Genomic DNA, 19,647 nt, shown 5'->3' with positions numbered 1-19,647 from the left:
CACCCAGCACCCCGACAGGTCTGCCGCAGGGACGGTCAGCCGCGTGAGAATGGCTGCGCGGCGGAACCGGTGTCGTGCGAGGCGCCCCATGAGGTGAGCAGACGCAGGCTGTCTTCGGAGGGTGAGCCGGGTTCGGCGGTGTAGATGGTGAGGGTGAGGCCGGGCTCGGCGGCCAGGGCCAGGGACTCCTAGGCGAGGGTGAGGTCGCCGACGACCGGGGGGTGGAAGCGTTTGGTGCGCCCCAGCGGGTGCGGAAGGCGTCGCATCGGGTGGACAGCTCACCGACGAGGTCATGCAGGTCCTTGTCGTGGGGGTTGCGGCCGGCTTCTGTGCGCAGCACGTCCGCGGTCATGTGTCGGACGGGAGTGGCATCCCTCCTCCGCCACGGACGAGCGCCGCGACGTCCTCACGTTCACGATCCGGCAGACCGGCGACTACACCCGCAAGATCGGCACCCTGGTCCCGGCCACACCCGTGCGCTTGGAAGGCCCGTTCGGCCAACTCGACTCCATAGTGAGCAAGCGCACCGATGACACACCCCTCGTACTCGTGGGGATGGGCGCGGGCATCGCACCTCTCCTGAGCCTGGCAGCGGAATACCTCACGGACCGCCGCATCCACCTGCTGTGGTCGGTACGTCGAGCCGACGACGCCTACTACAGCGCCCTGCTCGACGAGTACGAACGCCGCAGCGGGGGCCACCTCACGGTCACGACTCGGGTCGGCCGATTCCACCGGGATCAGCTGTCGACCCTTCTGCCGGAGGAAGAGGTCACGCGCGGGGAGTTCATCGTGGTGGGACCCAACCCGGCGGTGCTGGCCACCCAACGGATGCTGCGCCGGATCGGGGTATCACGAGGACGCATCCATCACGAACGACTCACGATGTAGCCCCACCGGAGGCGAATCGCCCGGCCGGCCTTCCCCGGAAGTGCGTGTTTCTCACCCAGCGGACCACGATGTCGGCCGGCGGGGGGAATCGGGATCTGGGGCCCGACCGTCGCCGAGCGGGACCGGCGTCCTAGCCTGCGGCCGCTTCGGCGAACTGGTTGGTGTCGAAGAGTTCGTTGATGTGTCCGCCGAGTTCGGACCAGTGCCGTCCGGAGAGTTCGGCGGCGGCGCGGGCGTCGCCGCCGGCGCAGACGTCGATGAGCTCGTCGTGGTGTTCGATGGTGTTGCGGCCGCCGAGCAGGGTGGAGAACTTGCGGTAGAGGATGCGGTGGATCTGCGGGTGGAGCTGCTCGACGATCCGGCTGAGTACGGGGTTGTCGGCGGCCGCGATGGGGACGGCGTGGAAGCGGTCGTCGGCGGCGAGTGCGGCGGTGGTGTCGTTGGCGGCGACGGCCCGTTCGAAGTCCCGGTTGGCCTCGCGCATGCGCTCCAGATCCTGCTCGGTCATGACCGGAACCGCTGTCTCGATGGCCAGTTGGTCGAGGGAGCGCAGCACCGCGAGGGTCTTCTCGACGTCGCGGCGGTTGAGGGTGGTGATGCGGGTGTAGACGCCGGGCTTGGCCTCGACCAGGCCGATGTCGGCGAGCCGGGCGAGCGCCTCGCGCACCGGGGTGCGGCTGAGTCCGAGGCGCTCGGCGAGCTCACCGTCCTTGACCTTCTCACCGGGGACGAGTTCCCCGCGCACGATGGAGTCGCGCAGACGGTGGAACACCTCGTCACTGAGGAGCCGGCGAGAGACAGGGTGGTCAAGCGACATATTGCGTACAGTACATCGCCCTTCCCGTCCTATACGACTGTGGCCGTGGCCCGGCGGACCAATGCCCGGGCCAGGACCAGCGCCGGGTCGACGAGGGGTACGTCCACGGCGTCGGCGCGCAGACCGAGAGGGATTTCGGTGCAACCCGCGATCACTGCCTGCGCACCCTGCTCCGTCAGGCGTTGAGCCGCGCGGATCAGGAGCTCGGTCGTCCCGTCGCCGTATGTACCCGCCTTCACCGTGCGAATGGCGGCCATGACCTGGTGCTCCTGACTGTCGGCGTCGGGCAGGACGAGCCGGATGCCGAAGCGGTCCAGCCACTCCTGGTACAGGCCCGCGCGCACGGTGCCGGTGGTGGCGAGCAGTCCGGCTGTGTGGATGCGGGGGCTCAGGGTGGTGAGGTGCCCGGCGACCTCACCGATCATGTGGACGATGGGCAGGCCGACATGGTCGGCGATGCGCGGGACGAAGGCGTGCGCGGTGTTGCAGGGGATGGCGATGACGGTGGCGCCGGCCTCGCGCAGGACGCGACTGCCGTCCAGGAGCCAGGGCGTGGGGTCGGGGCCGTCGCCCAGCAGGGCCTCGGTGCGGTCGGGGATGGTCGGGTCGGACCAGATGACCGTACGGAGGTGGTCCTGGTCGCTGGAGCCGGGGGTGGTCGCGACCAGCTTGGCGTAGAAGTCGGCGGTGGCGGCCGGGCCCATGCCTCCCAGGATGCCGATGATCTCCGTACTGGTGGTGGTGCTCACTGTGCGGGTTCCTTCTGGGGGGCCACGGCCTCGGGTTCGGCCGACGTGTGGGGGGTTGCGTGCGTGCCGCGTTTGACTTCGCGCCGGTTCTCGGAGCTGTCGACGACCGCGGCTGCGAGAGAGTTGCCGATGACGTTCACGCCGGTGCGGGCCATGTCGACGATGAAGTCCACGCCGAGGAGCAGGGCGATGCCCTCGGCGGGCAGACCGATGGAGTTACCTGCCGCGATGAGCACGACGATCGAGGCGGAGGCGACGCCGGCCATGCCCTTGGAGAGGATCACCAGTACGCCGACCATCAGGAGGAGGGCGGGCAGGGACGTGTCGGCGCCGTAGGCGTTGGCGAGGAAGACCAGGGCGGCGGCCTGGTAGAGGACGGAGCCGTCGGTGTTGAAGGAGTAGCCGAGCGGGACGACGAAGGAGGTCGTCGAGCGACTGAGTCCGAAGGCTTCCAACTTGCCCATCAGCGGGGCCAGGACGGACTCCGAGCTGCGGGTGACGAAGGCGATCCCGGCCAACCCGGCGATGGACTTGAGCAGTTCGACGTACCGGATGCGGTAGATCGCGGCGATCAGCGGGAACAGCAGGCCGACGACGATGGCCAACCCGGCGTAGACGACCGCGATGAAGCCCAGCAGGCTGCGCAGGTTGCCGAAGCCGTAGTGGGCGACGTCGTACGAGATGAAGCCGAGCACGCCCAGCGGCGCGATGCGGATGACGTAGCCGACGACCTTGAACATGACCGAGGCGACGGAGTCCAGGACGTTCGCGAAGGGCTCGGACTTCTCGCCGATCGCGGCCATGGCGACGCCCACGAGGAGGGCGAAGGTGATGGCCCCGAGCAGGTTGCCCTCGCCGAACGCGGCGAAGATGTTCTTCGGTACGGCGTGCAGGACCAGCTCGTGGAAGTCGATGCCCTGGCTCATGCCGTCCAGGTCCTTGGCGTCGGCCCCGTGGACAGGGGCGCCCTTGCCGATGTTCGTGAGCTTGGCCAGGCCCACCGCGATCAGCAGGATGACCGTGGTGACGATCTCGAAGTAGACGATGGCCTTGCCGGCGATCCGGCCGACCTTCTTGACCGACTCCATGCGGGCGATGCCCAGCACGATGAGCGGGAAGACCAGGGGCAGGACGACGACCTGCACCAGGTTCAGGAAGACATCGCCGAGGATCTTCATCTGCTCGCCCGCGGACGGGGCGAGGGATCCGATGAGGGCGCCGAGGCCTACGGCGATGATCGACTGGATTCCGATCGGCATCCGCAGACAGCGCCGCCAGAACCCCGGGGGCCGGGTCGGTGGCGTGTCTGTGGTGTCCGTGCTGGTGGGGCGGGGGTGAGCGGTGTCCATGAGAGCTCCTGCTATATGCAATATATTGCGTTCTGCATGTTGGTCGGTAACACTGAGGCCGGCGGCGGTGGCCTGTCAAGGGGCCCCGCGTCGGCACCCCGGCTTAGGTCCGGCGGCAGTGACGAGGAGCAGCAGATGGCGCAGGCGACACGGATCGAGCACGACCTGGTCGGGGACAAGGAGGTCCCCGCCGACGCCTACTACGGCGTGCACACCGTGCGGGCGGTGGAGAACTTCGCGATTACCGGGTCGACGATCGCCCAGTTCCCGGACCTGATCACGGCGCTGGCGGCGGTCAAGCAGGCGGCCGCGCAGGCCAACCGCGACCTCGGCCTGCTGCCGACGGACATCGCCGAGGCGGTCATCCGCGCCTGCGAGGAGATCCGCGCCGGGCAGTTGCGTCAGCAGTTCGTCGTCGACCCCGTCCAGGGTGGCGCCGGCACCTCGACGAACATGAACGCCAACGAGGTCATCGCGAACCGGGCCCTGGAGAACCTCGGCCACCCCCGCGGCTTCTACGACGTGGTCCACCCGCTCGACCACGTCAACCTCGGCCAGAGCACCAACGACGTCTACCCCACCGCCGTACGCCTGGCCCTGGTCACCTCACTGCGCCGGCTCGGCGCCTCCATGGGCGCGCTGGCCACGGCGTTCACGGAGAAGGCGGCGGAGTTCGGCGACGTGCTGAAGATGGGGCGCACCCAGCTCCAGGACGCCGTCCCCATGACGCTCGGTCAGGAGTTCACCACCTACGCCGTCATGATCGAGGAGGACCGCCAGCGCCTCACCGAGGCCGCCGCCCTGCTGCTCGAGTCCAACCTCGGCGGCACCGCCATCGGCACCGGGATCAACGGCCACCCCCGCTACGCCGAACTCGCCTGCGCGTATCTCGCCGGCATCAGCGGCGAACCCGTCCGCCCCGCGGGCGACTTCATCGAGGCCACCCAGGACTGCGGCGCCTTCGTCCAGCTCTCCGGCGTCCTCAAGCGCGTCGCCGTGAAACTCTCCAAGACCTGCAACGACCTGCGCCTGACCTCCTCCGGCCCCACCGCCGGACTCGGCGAGATCAACCTGCCGCCGGTGCAGGCGGGTTCGTCGATCATGCCCGGCAAGGTCAACCCGGTGATCCCCGAAGTCGTCAACCAGGTCGCCTTCGAGGTAATCGGCAACGACCTCACCGTCACCATGGCCGCCGAAGCCGGACAGCTCCAGCTCAACGCCTTCGAACCCGTCATCGCCTACAGCCTGCTGCGCTCCCTGACCCACCTGCGCGCCGCCTGCGACACCCTCGCCACCCGCTGCGTGCCCGGCATCACCGCCAACCGCGAACACCTCCACGACAGCGTCCACCGCTCCATCGGGCTGGTCACGGCACTCGCCCCGCACATCGGCTACGCCGCGTCCACCGCCCTCGCCCGCCAGGCCCTGGCCACCGGCCGCCCCGTCAAGGACCTCGCCGCCGAGGCCGGTCTGCTCACCACCGACCAACTCGACACGATCCTGCGGCCGGAGAACCTCACCGGCCACTCCGCGCGGCCCTCGGCGGCAGCCACTCCGTGAACGGCGGCACACTGCCGATCCCAGCCCCGTTCCAGCACGCCGGCCCAACCAGCAATCGGATTACCCTATCCACTTTCGTGCTACCGTGGCGACATCGAACCGGAAAGCCCTATCCGATCAGAAATCGGATGGACCTATCCACATATTCGGCTTCCGCTGCCACGTCTTCCAAGGAAGGAATTGCCGTGACCAGCATCGCCATCGTCGGAGCCGGCCCCCAGCTGGGCCTGGGCATCGCCCGCACCTTCGGCTCCCAGGGCTTCGACGTCGCCCTGATCTCCCGCAACCGCGAGAAGCTCGACGGTCTTGTCGGCACGCTCGCCGCCGAGGGCCTCACCGCCGCCGCGTTCCCCGCGGACGTACTCGACCGCGCCGGGCTCACCCAGGCGCTCAAGGACGCGTCCGCCCGGTTCGGCGGCATCGACGTCCTGGAGTACTCCCCGGTGGGGACGTTCGGCGTCACGACGCTGACCGCTCCGGCCACCACCGAGCCCTCGCATGTGGAGTTCGAGATGAACTTCCAGCTGTACGGGGCCATCGCCGCCACCCAGGCGGTCCTCCCCGCCATGCGTGAGGCCGGCGCGGGCACCCTGCTCTACACCACCGGCGCCGGCTCCATCTGGCCCGACCCGCGGGTCGCCAACGTCAACGCCGCCGCCGCGGCCCTGCGCAACTGGGTCAAGAACCTCCACAAGGAACTCGCCGACGCCGGCACCGGCATCCAGGCCGCCCACGTCGGCATCGACGTGGCGATCGGCGACTCCGTCTCCGTCGTCCCCGGCCAACCGGTGGCCACGCCCAAGCAGATCTCCCCCCTCTACTGGGATCTGCACACCACCAAGCGCGACGAGGCCGAACTCGTCTTCAAGCTCTGACACGAGATCGGTCTTCGCTACCCGCCCCTCGTCGAACCTTGATCGCGCCGCGGTGTTCCGGTCCGCGGCGCGGTCGAGGAGAGGGGCTCCGCTCCGATGAACGTTGCCGACCGCGACGTTCGCGGCTTCCGGCGTCGTAAGGCCACCGAGTTCGGTGAGGGGCTCGTGCCCTGACACCTCGGCCTGCTGATGCCCCCTCATCGGCTTGATCCCCCCACTTTTTCGAGGAGCAGACCCTCATGACCACGACCACCGACCCGTCGTACGTCGACCCGGCACTGATCAACCCGCGGGCGGTACGTCTCGTCAACGCGTTCAAGGACTTTCTGGCCCGCATGCGCGACGAGGAAGGACTGACCTTCCACGACTTCAGCGTGGTCGCCGATCTGCTGCAGAGGGCACAGCAGAACACCGGCGCCCCTCTGTCGATGGTCTTCGGCCCGCTGTATAGCGAGGTCTTCCTGGACGACGGGGACGGCTACACCCCCGCCGCGGGCGTGGACGCCTTCACGGTCATCTACGGCACCCCGCACATCGGCAACCCCGGCACCCTGCCGATGCGGCCGGACGAACCCGGCACCCCGCTGTTCGTCTCCGGTCGTGTCCTGGACGGCCACGGCAAGCCGATTGAGGGCGCCAAGCTGGAGATCTTCCACGCCGCCGACAACGGCAACTACGCCGGGCTGTACGACGACGGGGTGCCCAAGTACAACCTGCGCGGGCACCAGTTCACCGACGCCGAAGGCCGCTACGCGTTCACCACCATCACCCCGTCGTCCTACGCCGACCCCCACCTCACGGCGGTCGAAGGTGTCGCCGAGGCCTGCGCGGCCCTCGGCCGCAGCCTCTACCGCCCGGCCCACATCCACTACGAGGTCCACCACCCCGACCTGGTCACGCCCTGGGCCGGCGAGATCTACTTCAAGGGCGACCCCGTGATCCCCGTCGACTTCGTCGGCGGGACGAAGGCCCCTCTTTCTTTGCAGGCCGACACCGTCCTGCACGAGGACCCGGAGGACATAGCCGCGGCCGGCCTCCAGGGCCCCTACCGGACGACGGAGTTCGACTTCATCCTCAAGACTCGCACCAGCCCCGACACCATCGCCCCGAAGGGGACGCCGGCATGACGCCCGAGGACGCGGCCGCCTGGTCGCTGTCCCGGCTCAACACCGCCCTCTACCACCACTACGACCGCCGCGAACACGACGCGGTGCTCGAATTCTTCGCCCCCGACGCCCTCTACGAGCTGCGCGGACGCAAGATGCGCGGCCATGCCGAGATCCTGGACGGGCTCAACGCCCGTCCACGCCCCGAGCAGACCACCCGCCACATCGTGGCCGCCACGCACTTCCACGCCATCGGCGACACCACCGCCCAGGGAACCATCACCTTGCTCGGGTACGGCGGACCCACACCCACCGGACCAGAACCCGCCCCCTACACGGCGCGAAACGGTGGGCACATCTTCGAACTGACCGACAACTACCGGCTCGACAAGGGGCGCTGGAAGATCACCCAGCGCATCGCCCGTCAAATCCTCGTCCCGATCTCCGACTGATGGTCCGCACGGGGGCGCGCCGCCCACTGGCAGGCGCGCCCCCACACCTCGCCCACCACGGTCCGATCGGGACTCAGAAGGGACAGCACAAGCATGGAAAAGCTCGACGGCAAGACCGCTCTCGTCACCGGCTCCAGCCGCGGAATCGGCCGGGCCATAGCCCTCGGCCTGGCCCGCGAAGGAGCACTGGTCGCCGTGCACTACGCACGAAACGAGCAAGCCGCTCTGGAGACCGTCCAACTCATCGAGAAGGACGGCGGCCGAGCCTTCACGGTCGGCGCGGAACTCGGTGTGCCCGGCGACATCGACCAGTTGTTCCACGGCGTGGAAGTCGGCCTGGAGGAACGCACCGGGCGAACCACTCTGGACATCCTGGTGAACAACGCCGGTGAGACCTCGGCCGGCGGAACCGCGCCGGAGCAGGTCTCCAACGAGGAGTACGACAGGCTGTTCGCAGTCAACGCCAAGGCACCCTTCTTCATCGCCCAGCGTGCCCTCGGGCTCATCCCCGAGGGAGGACGCATCATCAACATCTCCTCCGGTCTGACCCGTGTCGCCAACCCCTCTCAGATGGTCTACGCAATGACCAAGGGCGCGATCGAACAGCTCTCGCGGCACCTCGCGCGGCACCTCGCCCCCAAAGGGATCACGGTCAACAGTGTGGTCCCCGGCACCACTGACAACGGGCACGACGTTTTCAAGATCCCCGAGGTCCGGGAGCAGATGGCCCAGCTTTCCGCGTTCAACCGCCTCGGCGAGCCAGAAGATGTCGCCGACGTGGTGGTGTTCCTCGCCACCGACGAAGCGCGCTGGATCACCGGCACGTCCCTCGACGCCACCGGCGGCTCCCTACTCGGCTGACGGGCCTGCGCACGGTTGGGGTGAGACGTCGACCTTGTGATCGTCGATCACGGTCGCGCAGTGCTCCCGCCGGTCGTCGGAGCAGGGCATCGACCACCGAACCGACCGGGAGCCCCTCGGCAAAGCAATCGTGCGCAATCATCAACGAACGAAGGATCACGGGCCCATCAGCCGAGGCGATCCATTAACTCGCCGCCGAAATTGGCCTGTTGCGGCATAAAAGTCACCAGGGCAGGCTCATGTCGCGGCGGCAGAAGCAGGCCGCAGGCGCCGGCGCGAAGCACCAACCGGCCCTCGTCGACCGGCTCCTGAGAGGGCCACCACCACGTCGGTGGCGATGGCGGCGACGGCCGCGGACCGGTCCGTCGATTCCAGGACGGTTCAGGCCCGCGGCGGATCGATCAGGTTCCGCCACGCCTTGTCTCCGACAGCGGAGTGGAGGTGGTCGCGCGTTGCCTGGACCACCAGGTGCCCGACGGGGCTGATCACCGGGCTCATGGACGGGGTGTCCCGCCGGAGCAGCACGAGGTCGGCGACCTCCACGTCTCCTACGACGTGCTGGAGATGCCCGGAGAACACGGCCTGTCCATCACGACCTACAGCGCGGAAGAAGGGAGCCCCACCGCGGAGAAGTTCAAGCTCCTGGCGAGCTGGGCCGCCCAGCCAGACCCGACGAGACCAACGGTCCAATGAGCCTATTTCACGCTGAAGTTGCTCCCTGGTGCTCGTGCCGATCGCGGTACTCATCGGTGCTCGCGAGGTAGAGGGCGAAGCCCCAGGTACTGGCGGATCAGCGAACCTGGTCGCTCTTCGGCCCGATGCCTTTGATCCTGGTCGGAGTTCCGTCCGGGGCGAACGAGTGGTGGAAAGTGAAGGCGTGCGGCGCGGAGCCGTGGTCGTGGAGGTGCTCCAGCCTGGAAACCCCGTCCTGCCAGGTGGGGATCACGCCCTCGGAGACCCACCAGCACACGTAATTCGCGTGCCCTGTCCTCTCGAACCAGTCGTAACGCCTGTTCAGCGCCTCACGGTGCAGACCGGTGTAGACGGCGTCGAAGGCGGGGCGCAGGTCGGTCCAGAGTGAGAGGGTCGCGGCCAGGGCGGTGGTTTCCACGGTACGGCCCTTGCCGTACCAGGTCGGTACGGCGAACTCTCCCCATGCACCCCAGTCCGCCTCGAAGAGCACGCCCCGGTGACCGTCTGCCGCTTCAGCACGCGCGAGGTATCCGGGGTGCTGGCCGATCTTCCGGTAGACGGCCTCACCCCTGTCGTAGAACTCGCGCATGAGAGGCGCGGGATCGGCGAGAGGTGACTTCAGGACGCCGAATGTGTACAGCGCAAGATGGGGCATGCGTCTCTCCCTGGTTGGGGGTGTCTGGTGTGGACCCGGTTCGGTGGCTTGGGCATGGGGGCGAGGATCCGTGGGGCGTGACCAACTCACCCGTCGCGGGTGGCTCAGCCTGAAGGAACTCCTGTACGGCCGTGGGCGATCGCCGAAGACCAGGTGAAGGTAGCTGCCTCTGCGGGCCCTGTCGAAGTTGCGTTTTCCCTGTCCAAGTGGCCTCGTGCACCGGTCAGGCTGCGGGGCACCAGTGATCCACTTCGGCCGATCGGTTCGCCCGCCGTGCCCGTCCGCTACCCCCTGTCCGATAGCCCCGAGTGCCGCCGAACGCGTGCGGTTGAAGAAGATGGCCTACGGCCACAGGACCGAGCACCGGCTGCGGGTGCGGGTGCGGGTGCGGGTGCGTGCACAGGTGGTGCTGCACGCCGCGCGTGGACGCTCCAACGCATTCATCGCCCGGCAGACGGGGCTGCATTTGGACACCGTGCCCCGCCGACGTGACCGGTTCGCCCAGGCGGGCCTGCCCGGGCTCAAAGACCGTCAACGCTGTGGCCGTCCCGCCTCGTTCACACCGCTGCAGACCGCCGAGGTCAAGGCGTTGGTCTGCCGACTGCCTGCCGAGAGTGAAGTACCGCTCTCACGCTGGTCGCGCCCGGAACTGGCCCGCGAGGCCGCCCGGCCGCCCGGCGGGGCAGTCCGGATCGAGGACGGAAACGTGTACGTACCGGTGACAGGCAAGGACTGATGGGCGATCAGGACGACTCCACTCCCTTCCCCGAGCGTGCCGATGCCGCCCACAACCGCGCCCGACTGCGAAGGAAGCCGGTGTGGGAAAGGCCACCCTTTTCCGCCGGTTCGGCGACCGGGGCGGCCTACTTGTGACTCTCTTCGCCGAGGCCGAGGCCGACTTCCAGGTGGCGTGCACGTCTGGTCCGCCTCCCCACGGCCCCGGGGCGCCGGCGAGAGAACGGCTCACGGCGTTCGGCTGTGCACTGATGGAGCGCGTCGCGAGTGACACGGACCTGGGCTCCGCGTTGGCACGCCAACTTCCCCGCGAACGCCGGTACATCTCCGAAACCGCGGGGCCTACCACCACCATGTGTCAACGCTCCTGCGCGTGAATATGGACGTTGTGGACCATCTGCGCCACGACCTAGGCGTCCCCGTCGCCCGCCTCCGAGCCACCTGGGCAGACATGGTGCGACGGATGGTCCCACCCGACGCCGATCCGGCGCCTCACCCAGCACCTCGCCCTTGACCTGCGCCACCAGCAACCAGGCCCCTCGCTTGGGCGCCCTTCCCCCACGAACTGCCGTCGCGCCGAGGCGCGGCACGGTTATCGGGTCCTGGGGTCAGCCGCTCTTACCCGGCGCCGGTGCGGTGGAGCCTGCCTGGCCGGCACGCAGCATGGCCTTGTAGAGGGCCTCGTGCCCGGCCGGGTCGGGCAGCACGCCGCGGGCCGGGGCCTCGAGGGACTGGATCAGCAGAGCGACGACACGGCGCCAGGCGTCAGGCGCGGCGTCGCCGGTGGCGTTCACGACACCGGCGTTGGCCATGTGCAGCAGTACCAGGTCCGAGGCGTCGAAGTCCTCACGCAAGCGGCCGGTGGCCTTGGCGCGGCCGATGAGCTGCACCATGCCCTCGTACGCCTGGTTGCGGCGTTCTTCCAAGGTCTTGGCTGTGGGGAAGACCATGGTCAACACGTCGGCGAAACCGCTGTCGACGGCCTGCATCGCGCAGGCGGTCTCGATGTATCCGACGAAACCGTTCCAGGGGTCGGGGTCGTCCAGGGCGGTGGCGACCGCGTCGGCGTAGGCGCCCATGCGGTCGGCGAAGACGGCGTCGACCAGTTCTGCCTTCGTCGGGAAGCGGCGGAACATGGTGGCGATCCCCACGCCCGCCTCGCGGGACACGGAGGCCATGGAGGCACTCAGGCCGTCTCGCGCGAACACGGTCCGCGCAGCAGCGATGATCCGCTCACGGTTGCGCTCGGCGTCACTACGCAGAGGCTGGGCGGCAGGCTCGTTCGGGTGCTGGGCGCCAGGGGTCATACGCCCGAGTCTAGCAATCGGATTGGCCTATCCACTTTTAGTGCTACGCTGGCCCCGGTGAACCGGAGAGCGCTATCCGAATCTAGAAACGGATAGGCGACTCCAGTCTCTGTGGCCGTGGGGGAAAGCCGCCGAAGCAGCTCGGTACGGGCACCACCGACAAGGCCCCTCTCAACCCTCACGCAACGTTGCTCCACCACGTCCCCCGAAAGGACTTGCTGTGACCAGCATCGCTATCGCCGGAGCCGGCCCCCAGCTGGGCCTGGCCATCGCCCGCACCTTCGGCTCCCAGGGCTTCGACGTCGCCCTGATCTCCCGCAACCGCGACAAGGTCGACGACCTCGTCGGCAAGCTCGGCGCCGAGGGCATCACCGCCGCCGCGTTCCCCGCGGACGTACTCGACCGCGACGCGCTCACCCAGGCACTCAAGGACGCCGCCACACGCTTCGGCGGGATCGACGTCCTCGAGTACTCCCCGGTCGGCGCGGTCGGCACCGTCGTGATGACCGCCCCCGGCCGAGAGCGAACCCGCGCACATGCAGCGCGAGATCGAGTTCCATCTGTACGGGGCCATCGCCGCCACCCAGGCGGTCCTGCCTGCGATGCGCGAGGCCGGCGCGGGCACCCTGCTCTACACGACCGGCGCCGGCTCCATCAATCCCGAGCCGCCGATCGCCAACATCAACGCCGCTGCGGCGGCGCTGCGCAACTGGGCGGTCAACCGGCACAAGGAGCTGGACGGCACCGGTATCCAGGCTGCCCACGTCGCCATCGACGTGGCGATCGGCACTGCCTTCCTGCCCCAGTTCCCGGTGGCCCAGCCCGAGGAGATCGCGCCCGTCTACTGGGATCTCCACACCACCAAGCGCGACCAGGCCGAATTCGTCTTCAAGCTCTGACACCGCACCAGCTCCCTCGTCGAACCCCGATCGCGCCGTGCCGTGCCAGCACCGCGGCAGAACTTGAAGAGGGTTTCCGCTCCGAATGAACGTGTTCCTGTGGATCGTCCAGGGCGTCCTGGCCGCGGCCTTCGCGGCCTCTGGTGTCGTCAAGCTCGCCAAGCCCGGTGAGCAGCACCTTCCCCCAGGGTTGGTGCGCCTGATCGGTATAGCCGAGTCCGTCGCTGCCGTCGGTCTGGTCCTGCCGCCCGCCCTGGACGTCGCCACCATCCTCACCCCGTTGGCCGCCACTGGCCTCGCGGTGCTCATGGCCCTGGCCATGGGCTTCCACGCCCGCCGCAAGGAGGCTGCGGGCGTCGCGGTGACAGCGGTGCTGCTCCTCCTCGCGGCCGTCGTGATGTGGGGCCGGTTCGGACCCCACGCCTTCTGATCCAGCTCCTCCTTTGCCACGGCGACCCACCGCACTACAACAGCACGGGTCGCCTCCTCCCAGCCCCAACCGGCCGTCCGAGCCCAGGAGATGACCGTGGAACTCGGCATCCTGTCCCTGTCCGACCTGCAAACCGACCCGGCCACGGGAACCCTGCACGACCCCGGGCGCCGCACCCGCGAGATCGTCTCCTACGCCATCGCCGCCGACCAGGCAGGCCTGGACGTCTTCGGCCTCGGCGAACACCACAGCCCAGACTTCGCAGTCGTCAACCCCGCCGTGCCGTTGGCCGCCATCGCACAGGCCACCAGCCGCATCCGCCTGGCCAGTGCCGTCTCCGTGCTCTCCACCGCCGACCCGGTGCGCCTCCACCAGGACTTCGCCTCCCTCGACCTGCTCAGCGACGGCCGTGCCGAGATCATCGCCGGGCGCAGCGCCTTCACCGAGGCGTTCCGCCTGTTCGGGATCGAACTGGCCGACTACGACGACGTGTTCACGGAGAAGCTGCGCCTGCTGCTCGCCATCCGCGAGAACCCTGAACACGTCACCTGGTCGGGGCGCTTCCGCCCGGCCCTGGAAGGCCTGCCCGTCCCACCCCGCCCCCAACAGTCCCAACTGCCGCTGTGGCTCGGTGTGGGCGGCACCACCGCCAGTGTGGAACGCGCCGGGTACCTCGGCCTGCCCATGACGCTCGGTCTCATCGGCGGGGACATCCGCCGCGCGGCGACGTCCGTAGAGCACTACCGCGCCATCGGCACCGGCGCGGGCCATCGGGCCGAGCAGCTCCGACTCGCCGTCTCCACCCACTTCTACATCGGCAAGACCTGCCCAGGGTGCACGCGACGATCTCTTCCCCTACTACCGCGAATACCTGCGCCCCAAGCCGCCCACCGGACGCGGCTGGCACGTCTCACGCAACGACTTCGACGCCGTATCCGGCAAGTTCGGGGCGCTGGTGGCCGGCAGCCCCCAGGAGGTCCATTCGAACTCCTCGCCACCGAAGTCGCCCCCGCCATCCGCAAGGAACTCGGTCTGCCAGCGGAACCGAGCACACCGTGAAGACCAAGAACCGTCGGATTCACCCACGTTCCTAATCCAGCCGCACGCCCGCCATCTGATGTCCGCCAACAGCGACGCCCCACCCAACTCTCCAGGAGAGGACCGCTCATGACCGCGACCAACGACCCGTCCCACATCGATCCGCTGTCCCTCGACCCCCGCGCCGCACATCTCGCCGAGGCATTCAGGGGCGCTCTGGTCCGCATGCGCGACGGAGAGAAACTGACCACCGGGGACCTCGACGTTGCCGCCGACCTGCTGCAGATGGTGCAGGCGGCCAACGGCATCTCCCTGGCTGCAACAGTCATGCCGATGTTCAAGGAGGTCTTCCAAGATCGCCGGGACGACTCCATACCGTCCGAAGAGTCAACAGTCCCACCCTCGACCAGCCCGGCCCCCTCCGCGTCTGCAACCCCGGCGGCTTGCAATTGTGTTCGGAAAAGCCCGGAGCCCCGCTGGTGGTGAAGGTGTAGCAGCCGCCAGCAGAGGGCCTCGAACCGTGTCTCTCGCGGAGCAAGGCTCTCCGTACCTGCCCAGCGCCCCCGGCGGCTCCGCAAGACGGACTTGAGAGCCGTGGCTCCGCCTCTTCCGGTTGGCTGTCACCCATGTCGAGGGGGCTGATGGACGGGAAGCGGATCAAGACACTGGGCGCGAGTCGCCACTCGCTTCCGGTGAGCCACTTTTCAGGACTGAGGGTCCAGTCCGAGTAGCACATGCGGCGTGCGCGGTAGTTCACCGGCGATTCGATCTGAGCGATGTGTCTGCCGACCCGTACCAAGGAAGCGTGCGGCCTCCTCAAATTGAAGGCCGCTGGCGATCTGCACCAGTTGGACGGCGACGAAGCGTCGGTAGGTGATGCTGCGTCCCCTCGCCTTTGATGAGGTGTCATGGACTGCGAGACGAAACCAGTCGTCCGGCAGCCCACTGAGGGATGTGCTCTGGCAGGTAGCCGCGGTCGCGTGCGCGGAGGGCCGGCCATCGCCGTCACAACAGGGAGGTCGCGTCAGTCGAGCGGGACGCCTGTGTGGCTCTCCAGGGCTTGGATGAGGCGAGCCTGGAACTCTTCGTCCTGCGCGGCAGGATGTGGTGTCTGCGTCCGCTGGTGATACCAGTAGCCGCCGGTGCTCGGGGTCACGTCGTCGTGGGTGGCGAGCCACACCTGTGTCTGGTGCCCGGCGGTCAGGTCGTCCGGTGCACCGGCACCGCCCATCCGTGTGGGCACCCACCCCGGGTCGACCGCATGACTTGAGGTCCCTTTCCAGCGGGACGCGAGGGCGAACGCGAGAGTGGTGATCCACAGTTTGCTGTCGTCGTAGGAGGCGGTGCCGTCGGCCATACGCCGCAGGTCAGTGGAGCCGGTGCGGTGCATGGAGCTGCTGAGGTAGATGAGCCTGGCCGGCTTGTCCATCAGGGCTGTCAGCATGTACGGCGCGACCACGTTGACGGTAATCGCTTCCGGGGAGTGCATGGTGCCGGCGTTGTGGATGACCGCGTCGTAGCGGCCGAACTCTGCGGCCTGCCGGGCAACACTGCGGATCTCGTCGATCTCGCCGAGGTCCCCGGTGACGACGCCTTTCCACCGGGCTGTTTCGTCGCCGTCGGCGAGTCGGGCCGGGTTGCGGACGTGGATGACCACGTCGTGCCCGTCGTCTGCCAACGCGTTCGCCGTGTTGCGCCCGAGGCCGCTCGACGCTCCGGTCACCAGAATGAGTGCCATGTCAGTCATCTCCCGTCTGTCTGCGTGGTGATGGGTCCGGTGAACTCCCCGAGAGCGTACGGGCCGATCACGCCGGGACCGGGCGCGTCGCCCAGGTGACCGGGCGCAGGCTCTCTTCGGATGGTGAGCCGGGGTCGTCCGTGTAAACGGCACCGAGCCCATGAGCAGTCGGTTCGTGAATCGGTCCGGTGCGCTGGGAAAGTGGCAGACCACTCGCCCGGGCGGAGTTGGCGATGATCTCCGCAGCGATGGAGATCGCCGTCTCCTCGGGGGTACGCGCGCCGAGGTCGAGGCCGATCGGGGAGCGCAGCCGGGCCAACTGGTCTTGCGTGACGCCGGCCTCGTGCAGGAGGCGGAGGCGTTCGGCGTGGGTGCGGCGGGAGCCCATCGCGCCGACGTAACCGACCGGCAGGTCGAGCGCCAGCTGCAGCAGGGGGATGTCGAACTTGGCGTCGTGGGTCAGGACGCACACGGCGGTGCGGCTGTCCACCTCGGCACGTTCGAGGTAGCGGTGCGGCCAGTCGACCACGATCTCGTCGGCGGGCGGGAAGCGTGCCGTGGTGGCGAAGACGGGGCGGGCGTCGCACACGGTGACCCGGTAGCCCAGGAATTGGCCGGCCTGGCTGAGGGCGGCGGCGAAGTCGACCGCGCCGAAGATCAGCATGCGGGGTCGGGTGGCGGCCACGTGGACGAGGACGGAGAGCCGGTCGGGGCAGGTGTCCGCGTCCCCGCCGAGCGAGGCAAGCGCGGTGCGTCCAGCCCGTAGCTGCGCTGTGGCCCGATCTGCCACGGTCCGGCCTGTCGGTCCCTCGTCCAGCGTCCCGCCGGCGACACGGCCGTCGCCGAGCACACTCAAGGTGGCGCCGAGCAGTGCGTCGGGGCCGTCGACGACGTGTGCCACGGCAGCGGGCCGACCATGAGCGACCTCGGCGAAGGCCGTGGCGAGGTGGGGCTGCGTTGCGGGGTCGACGCGCTGGACGAGGACGTCGAGTTCGCCGCCGCAGGTCAGGCCGACGGCGAAGGCGTCATCGTCGGAATAGCCGAACCAGGCGCGCTGGGGAGGGCCCTGGTCATGCAGCACCTGCAGGCACAGTTCGTACACCGCGCCCTCGACGCAGCCGCCGGAGATGCTGCCGACGGCGTTGCCCGCTCGTCCACCGCGACGACCTCCTCGCCCGCATCACCACCCGGGATCAGGCCGGCGTCGACGAACTCCTCATCCAGCCGGTGATCGACCCGCCCACCGAGATGGCCCTGCTCGCGAAACTCCTCACCTGAGCTGACCCGCCTGCCGCACGTCCTTGACCTGCACACCTACAAGATCATCAGGACTTCAAGTGTGCTCTCGCCCACCACGCAAGCTCCTTGAGCGCGGGTTCCAGTGCCGCGCCCGTCTCCGTCAGTCGGTAGGAGACCCGCAGCGGCGGACCACCGTGCACCTCGCGCAATACGAGTTCCGCGGCGCCGAGCTCGGCGAGGCGGTCGGACAGCATGCGCTCGCTGATCCCGGGAATCGCCCGGCACAGATCGCCGAAGTACGCCGGTCCTCCGATCAGCACGGAGACGATCGGGCCGGTCCAGCGCTTTCCGAGCAGTGCGAAGGCGCGCGTGATGCCATCGTCGACCTGCTTACGAGTCCCCGCCTCGCGACCGGGGGCATCGCACGGGTCCGGTTTCGTCGGCCGTCTCATAGTCGATGTCCTGGTCGCGGAGCGGGTCGACGGCGTATGCCGCGCAGGGGTTGGACGATGCCGGGTCGTTGCACAGCCGATCGGCATTCGATGTCATGACGCTCTGCTCCTCGTGAGTAGGGCAGGCCAGGGCAGTCGGTGTGGCGTCAGCCCTTGAAGATGCGCTCGGCCTTGTCGCGGTCGGTTGTGTGCAACTCCCAGTAGAGAGGGGAGATTTGATCGGCTGTAGCCTTCGGCTGTCCGTAGAACGTAGAGGCGCCGATCGTCACGTCGAGGGCGACGTGGGCCGCCTGGATACCGGCCCCGGCCAGTTCCTTGTGCAGATTGATCACCCAGTTGCGCAGTGCCGCCGCGGCGCTGCTGACGTTGGCGGCGTTCGGGACGTGGACGACTGAACCGGGGCCCGTGGTGTAGAGCAGGGTGCCCGCGCCGGCCTCACGCATCGCGGGCAGCACCGCCTTGGTGGCGGCGATGGCACCGTACAGCTGGAACTCCATCTCCTGCTGCACATGGGACGGGTCGGTCTCGGCCGGGGTGGTCAGGCTGACGGAACCGAATGCCCCGGCCGGCGAGTACTCCAGGACGTCGATCCCACCGAAATGCGTGGCGGCGTTCTTGAGCGCCTGAGCGAGCGCGTCGCGATCGAGTACGTCCGCGGGGAACGCGGCGGCGGTGATGCCCTCGGCGCCGAGCCGGCCGACGAGATCGTAGAGCTTGGTGCGGTTACGGGAGATCAGGGCGACGTCGAAGCCGTGGGTGCCGAAGGTGCGGGCGATGGCCAGGCCCAGCTGGGGGCCCGCTCCAACGATGGCGATGCCGGCCATGGAAAGTCCTTTCGCAAAACCTCATAGGGAACGGTGTGCGGCGAGGTCAGAGCGGCACTGCCGACGGCGCCGGCACCGGCACCGGAGGCCTCCACGCATTCCATGCAATGGCCCCACCCGGATATGGCTTTCCGTTTAAGGAATTCGGATAGGCCGCTCCGGTTCCCTCGTGGCCACAGTACCCACTGAAAACGGATAGGGCAATCCGGCTGCGGGACGCAGCCATGCGCTCATGACGCACTGGACGCAATGCGGCCGACGGCACGGGCAGTCGGACACCCTCCGTAGACCGCTCCCCCGTGACTGATCATTCGGCAAGTCGTGGATCGTGTGGGGCGTGGCTCAGCAGTTCGATTCCTTGGTCGGTGACGAGGACCTGTTCTTCGAGCTTGATCCCTTCATCCTCGTCCTCGACCCCGACGGCGTTCACCCAGCTCATCGAAGGCCGCCCCTGGTCGTAGCTCGCTCATGATCTCGTTGAGGAACTGACGTGCATCGTCGTAGAGCCGCCGCTGTTGCACGGTGGGCTTTGCGTCCCCCGCGATGTAAGCGCGCGAGAGGTCCGCGAGGTAGCCGGCGGGGCCGACAAGGTCCCCGTGTCGAACGAGACGACGTCTCCGGGCTCGATGCGTCGATCCGTTGCTTCCTGGAACCACGGATTGGTTCGGGGACCCGACGCCAGCAACCGGCACTCTGCATCTACCGGGGCGCGACAGTGCGGGCATCGAACGGCCGCCGCCCTGTTGCGGCGGCGGCGACCACAGCATCTGGCCCGCCGAACAGTCGCGTAGTGGCAGCCGTTCAGGAAGACCGGTCCGAACCACCCGTCACGGTCTCCCTGTGCGGCTTACTCCAGCCAGGAGTCGACCAGCGTCTTGTTCTGGTATCGGTCCAGTTCATCCGTGAAGCACGGCAACCGCGCAGGTCAGCAGCCCACCACGCGCCAGACGCAGCGCGACAGGACAATGCAGGTCGCG

The 19,647-nt window shown here is 68.5% G+C and carries 22 protein-coding genes and 3 pseudogenes; 13 read left to right on the top strand and 12 right to left on the bottom strand.

Features of this window, described 5'->3' with window-relative positions:
* Positions 1–35: 35 nt before the first annotated feature.
* A pseudogene (locus EHO50_RS44235) lies at positions 36–340 on the bottom strand (MmyB family transcriptional regulator); the annotation flags it as partial.
* 140 nt (positions 341–480) lie between these two features.
* On the opposite strand from EHO50_RS44235, the gene EHO50_RS44230 reads away from it, so the two are divergent.
* On the top strand, positions 481–891 hold the full coding sequence (locus tag EHO50_RS44230) for a ferredoxin reductase domain-containing protein (protein ID WP_164905013.1): 411 nt from the start codon (positions 481–483) through the stop codon (positions 889–891).
* 130 nt (positions 892–1,021) lie between these two features.
* Here the strand turns inward: EHO50_RS44230 and EHO50_RS32870 are convergent, their stop codons facing one another.
* From EHO50_RS32870 to EHO50_RS32860, 3 genes are read right to left on the bottom strand one after another with little or no spacing between them, the layout of a single operon-like run.
* Entirely contained in the window at positions 1,022–1,708 is a 687-nt protein-coding gene (locus EHO50_RS32870) for a GntR family transcriptional regulator (protein ID WP_128434886.1), read from the bottom strand.
* 29 nt (positions 1,709–1,737) lie between these two features.
* Positions 1,738–2,457, bottom strand: coding sequence for a cysteate racemase (gene cuyB / locus EHO50_RS32865; RefSeq protein WP_128434885.1), 720 nt, complete (start codon positions 2,455–2,457; stop codon positions 1,738–1,740).
* Positions 2,454–3,806: a dicarboxylate/amino acid:cation symporter gene (locus tag EHO50_RS32860; RefSeq protein ID WP_246101632.1), complete on the bottom strand. Its 1,353-nt coding sequence runs from the start codon at positions 3,804–3,806 to the stop codon at positions 2,454–2,456. The genes cuyB and EHO50_RS32860 overlap by 4 nt, the downstream gene beginning before the upstream one ends.
* A 135-nt stretch (positions 3,807–3,941) precedes the next feature.
* On the opposite strand from EHO50_RS32860, the gene EHO50_RS32855 reads away from it, so the two are divergent.
* From EHO50_RS32855 to EHO50_RS46150, 6 genes are all read left to right on the top strand, one after another.
* Complete coding sequence (locus EHO50_RS32855) at positions 3,942–5,366, top strand: aspartate ammonia-lyase (RefSeq protein ID WP_128434884.1); 1,425 nt, start codon at positions 3,942–3,944, stop codon at positions 5,364–5,366.
* 185 nt (positions 5,367–5,551) lie between these two features.
* Positions 5,552–6,241 carry an SDR family NAD(P)-dependent oxidoreductase gene (locus tag EHO50_RS32850; RefSeq protein WP_128434883.1) on the top strand — a complete coding sequence of 230 codons (690 nt, stop codon included), beginning with the start codon at positions 5,552–5,554 and terminating at the stop codon, positions 6,239–6,241.
* Positions 6,242–6,480: 239 nt separating this feature from the next.
* The gene (locus tag EHO50_RS32845) at positions 6,481–7,368 is read left to right on the top strand and encodes a dioxygenase family protein (RefSeq protein WP_128434882.1); all 888 of its coding nucleotides are present in this window, start codon (positions 6,481–6,483) and stop codon (positions 7,366–7,368) included.
* Positions 7,365–7,799: a nuclear transport factor 2 family protein gene (locus EHO50_RS32840; RefSeq protein WP_128434881.1), complete on the top strand. Its 435-nt coding sequence runs from the start codon at positions 7,365–7,367 to the stop codon at positions 7,797–7,799. The genes EHO50_RS32845 and EHO50_RS32840 overlap by 4 nt, the downstream gene beginning before the upstream one ends.
* A 93-nt stretch (positions 7,800–7,892) precedes the next feature.
* Positions 7,893–8,660: an SDR family NAD(P)-dependent oxidoreductase gene (locus tag EHO50_RS32835; RefSeq protein WP_128434880.1), complete on the top strand. Its 768-nt coding sequence runs from the start codon at positions 7,893–7,895 to the stop codon at positions 8,658–8,660.
* A 435-nt stretch (positions 8,661–9,095) separates the two neighbouring features.
* Positions 9,096–9,353 carry an MmyB family transcriptional regulator gene (locus EHO50_RS46150; protein ID WP_425472295.1) on the top strand — a complete coding sequence of 86 codons (258 nt, stop codon included), beginning with the start codon at positions 9,096–9,098 and terminating at the stop codon, positions 9,351–9,353.
* A gap of 97 nt (positions 9,354–9,450) precedes the next feature.
* On the opposite strand, the gene EHO50_RS32825 is transcribed toward EHO50_RS46150, so the two are convergent.
* Positions 9,451–10,008, bottom strand: coding sequence for a DUF3291 domain-containing protein (locus tag EHO50_RS32825; protein WP_128434879.1), 558 nt, complete (start codon positions 10,006–10,008; stop codon positions 9,451–9,453).
* Positions 10,009–10,330: 322 nt separating this feature from the next.
* Here EHO50_RS32825 and EHO50_RS32820 point away from each other — a divergent pair, with 322 nt between their 5' ends.
* Positions 10,331–10,744, top strand: a complete 414-nt coding sequence (locus tag EHO50_RS32820) for a helix-turn-helix domain-containing protein (RefSeq protein WP_246101630.1) — start codon at positions 10,331–10,333, stop codon at positions 10,742–10,744.
* 607 nt (positions 10,745–11,351) lie between these two features.
* On the opposite strand, the gene EHO50_RS32815 is transcribed toward EHO50_RS32820, so the two are convergent.
* Positions 11,352–12,050: a TetR/AcrR family transcriptional regulator gene (locus EHO50_RS32815; protein WP_128434878.1), complete on the bottom strand. Its 699-nt coding sequence runs from the start codon at positions 12,048–12,050 to the stop codon at positions 11,352–11,354.
* A 220-nt stretch (positions 12,051–12,270) separates the two neighbouring features.
* On the opposite strand from EHO50_RS32815, the pseudogene EHO50_RS45360 reads away from it, so the two are divergent.
* From EHO50_RS45360 to EHO50_RS32795, 5 genes and pseudogenes are all read left to right on the top strand, one after another.
* A pseudogene (locus EHO50_RS45360) lies at positions 12,271–12,456 on the top strand (SDR family NAD(P)-dependent oxidoreductase); the annotation flags it as partial.
* 130 nt (positions 12,457–12,586) lie between these two features.
* Positions 12,587–12,949, top strand: coding sequence for a Rossmann-fold NAD(P)-binding domain-containing protein (locus tag EHO50_RS45355; RefSeq protein WP_246101676.1), 363 nt, complete (start codon positions 12,587–12,589; stop codon positions 12,947–12,949).
* A gap of 85 nt (positions 12,950–13,034) precedes the next feature.
* Positions 13,035–13,379, top strand: a complete 345-nt coding sequence (locus EHO50_RS32805) for a DoxX family protein (RefSeq protein WP_128434877.1) — start codon at positions 13,035–13,037, stop codon at positions 13,377–13,379.
* Positions 13,380–13,475: 96 nt separating this feature from the next.
* A complete protein-coding gene (locus EHO50_RS32800) occupies positions 13,476–14,438 on the top strand; it encodes an LLM class flavin-dependent oxidoreductase (RefSeq protein WP_164905012.1) in 963 nt (320 codons plus the stop codon).
* 108 nt (positions 14,439–14,546) lie between these two features.
* Positions 14,547–14,903: a hypothetical protein gene (locus EHO50_RS32795; protein WP_128434875.1), complete on the top strand. Its 357-nt coding sequence runs from the start codon at positions 14,547–14,549 to the stop codon at positions 14,901–14,903.
* A gap of 538 nt (positions 14,904–15,441) precedes the next feature.
* Here the strand turns inward: EHO50_RS32795 and EHO50_RS32790 are convergent.
* The 6 genes and pseudogenes from EHO50_RS32790 to EHO50_RS46145 all read right to left on the bottom strand — a co-directional run bounded on the left by EHO50_RS32790 (position 15,442) and on the right by EHO50_RS46145 (position 19,395).
* A complete protein-coding gene (locus EHO50_RS32790; protein ID WP_342787018.1) occupies positions 15,442–16,155 on the bottom strand; it encodes an SDR family NAD(P)-dependent oxidoreductase in 714 nt (237 codons plus the stop codon).
* Positions 16,156–16,222: 67 nt separating this feature from the next.
* Positions 16,223–17,302, bottom strand: a pseudogene (locus tag EHO50_RS32785) (XdhC family protein); the annotation flags it as partial.
* Between the two features lie 178 nt (positions 17,303–17,480).
* The gene (locus EHO50_RS32775; RefSeq protein ID WP_128434872.1) at positions 17,481–17,846 is read right to left on the bottom strand and encodes a winged helix-turn-helix transcriptional regulator; all 366 of its coding nucleotides are present in this window, start codon (positions 17,844–17,846) and stop codon (positions 17,481–17,483) included.
* A 146-nt stretch (positions 17,847–17,992) separates the two neighbouring features.
* On the bottom strand, positions 17,993–18,670 hold the full coding sequence (locus EHO50_RS32770) for an SDR family NAD(P)-dependent oxidoreductase (RefSeq protein ID WP_128434871.1): 678 nt from the start codon (positions 18,668–18,670) through the stop codon (positions 17,993–17,995).
* A gap of 307 nt (positions 18,671–18,977) precedes the next feature.
* Positions 18,978–19,109: a hypothetical protein gene (locus EHO50_RS45695; protein ID WP_281288282.1), complete on the bottom strand. Its 132-nt coding sequence runs from the start codon at positions 19,107–19,109 to the stop codon at positions 18,978–18,980.
* Positions 19,069–19,395, bottom strand: a complete 327-nt coding sequence (locus tag EHO50_RS46145) for a M24 family metallopeptidase (RefSeq protein ID WP_425472311.1) — start codon at positions 19,393–19,395, stop codon at positions 19,069–19,071. Before EHO50_RS46145 ends, EHO50_RS45695 begins: the two co-directional genes overlap by 41 nt.
* Between the last annotated feature and the right edge of the window lie 252 nt (positions 19,396–19,647).

This window comes from Streptomyces cyaneus (assembly GCF_004028635.1).
In the GTDB taxonomy this organism is placed as follows: Bacteria; Actinomycetota; Actinomycetes; order Streptomycetales; family Streptomycetaceae; genus Streptomyces; species Streptomyces cyaneus.
This window is presented reverse-complemented; position numbering and strand designations above follow the sequence as displayed.

What these genes read in the sequence shown, in the direction of transcription:
- EHO50_RS32870 (WP_128434886.1), bottom strand. Translation starts at nt 1,708, where the DNA reads ATGTCGCTTGACCACCCTGTCTCTCGCCGGCTCCTCAGTGACGAGGTG.
- EHO50_RS32860 (WP_246101632.1), bottom strand. Translation starts at nt 3,806, where the DNA reads ATGGACACCGCTCACCCCCGCCCCACCAGCACGGACACCACAGACACG.
- EHO50_RS32855 (WP_128434884.1), top strand. Translation starts at nt 3,942, where the DNA reads ATGGCGCAGGCGACACGGATCGAGCACGACCTGGTCGGGGACAAGGAG.
- EHO50_RS32845 (WP_128434882.1), top strand. Translation starts at nt 6,481, where the DNA reads ATGACCACGACCACCGACCCGTCGTACGTCGACCCGGCACTGATCAAC.
- EHO50_RS32840 (WP_128434881.1), top strand. Translation starts at nt 7,365, where the DNA reads ATGACGCCCGAGGACGCGGCCGCCTGGTCGCTGTCCCGGCTCAACACC.
- EHO50_RS32835 (WP_128434880.1), top strand. Translation starts at nt 7,893, where the DNA reads ATGGAAAAGCTCGACGGCAAGACCGCTCTCGTCACCGGCTCCAGCCGC.
- EHO50_RS32825 (WP_128434879.1), bottom strand. Translation starts at nt 10,008, where the DNA reads ATGCCCCATCTTGCGCTGTACACATTCGGCGTCCTGAAGTCACCTCTC.
- EHO50_RS32815 (WP_128434878.1), bottom strand. Translation starts at nt 12,050, where the DNA reads ATGACCCCTGGCGCCCAGCACCCGAACGAGCCTGCCGCCCAGCCTCTG.
- EHO50_RS45355 (WP_246101676.1), top strand. Translation starts at nt 12,587, where the DNA reads ATGCAGCGCGAGATCGAGTTCCATCTGTACGGGGCCATCGCCGCCACC.
- EHO50_RS32805 (WP_128434877.1), top strand. Translation starts at nt 13,035, where the DNA reads ATGAACGTGTTCCTGTGGATCGTCCAGGGCGTCCTGGCCGCGGCCTTC.
- EHO50_RS32795 (WP_128434875.1), top strand. Translation starts at nt 14,547, where the DNA reads ATGACCGCGACCAACGACCCGTCCCACATCGATCCGCTGTCCCTCGAC.
- EHO50_RS32790 (WP_342787018.1), bottom strand. Translation starts at nt 16,155, where the DNA reads ATGGCACTCATTCTGGTGACCGGAGCGTCGAGCGGCCTCGGGCGCAAC.
- EHO50_RS32775 (WP_128434872.1), bottom strand. Translation starts at nt 17,846, where the DNA reads ATGAGACGGCCGACGAAACCGGACCCGTGCGATGCCCCCGGTCGCGAG.
- EHO50_RS32770 (WP_128434871.1), bottom strand. Translation starts at nt 18,670, where the DNA reads ATGGCCGGCATCGCCATCGTTGGAGCGGGCCCCCAGCTGGGCCTGGCC.
- EHO50_RS45695 (WP_281288282.1), bottom strand. Translation starts at nt 19,109, where the DNA reads ATGAGCTGGGTGAACGCCGTCGGGGTCGAGGACGAGGATGAAGGGATC.
- EHO50_RS46145 (WP_425472311.1), bottom strand. Translation starts at nt 19,395, where the DNA reads ATGCCCGCACTGTCGCGCCCCGGTAGATGCAGAGTGCCGGTTGCTGGC.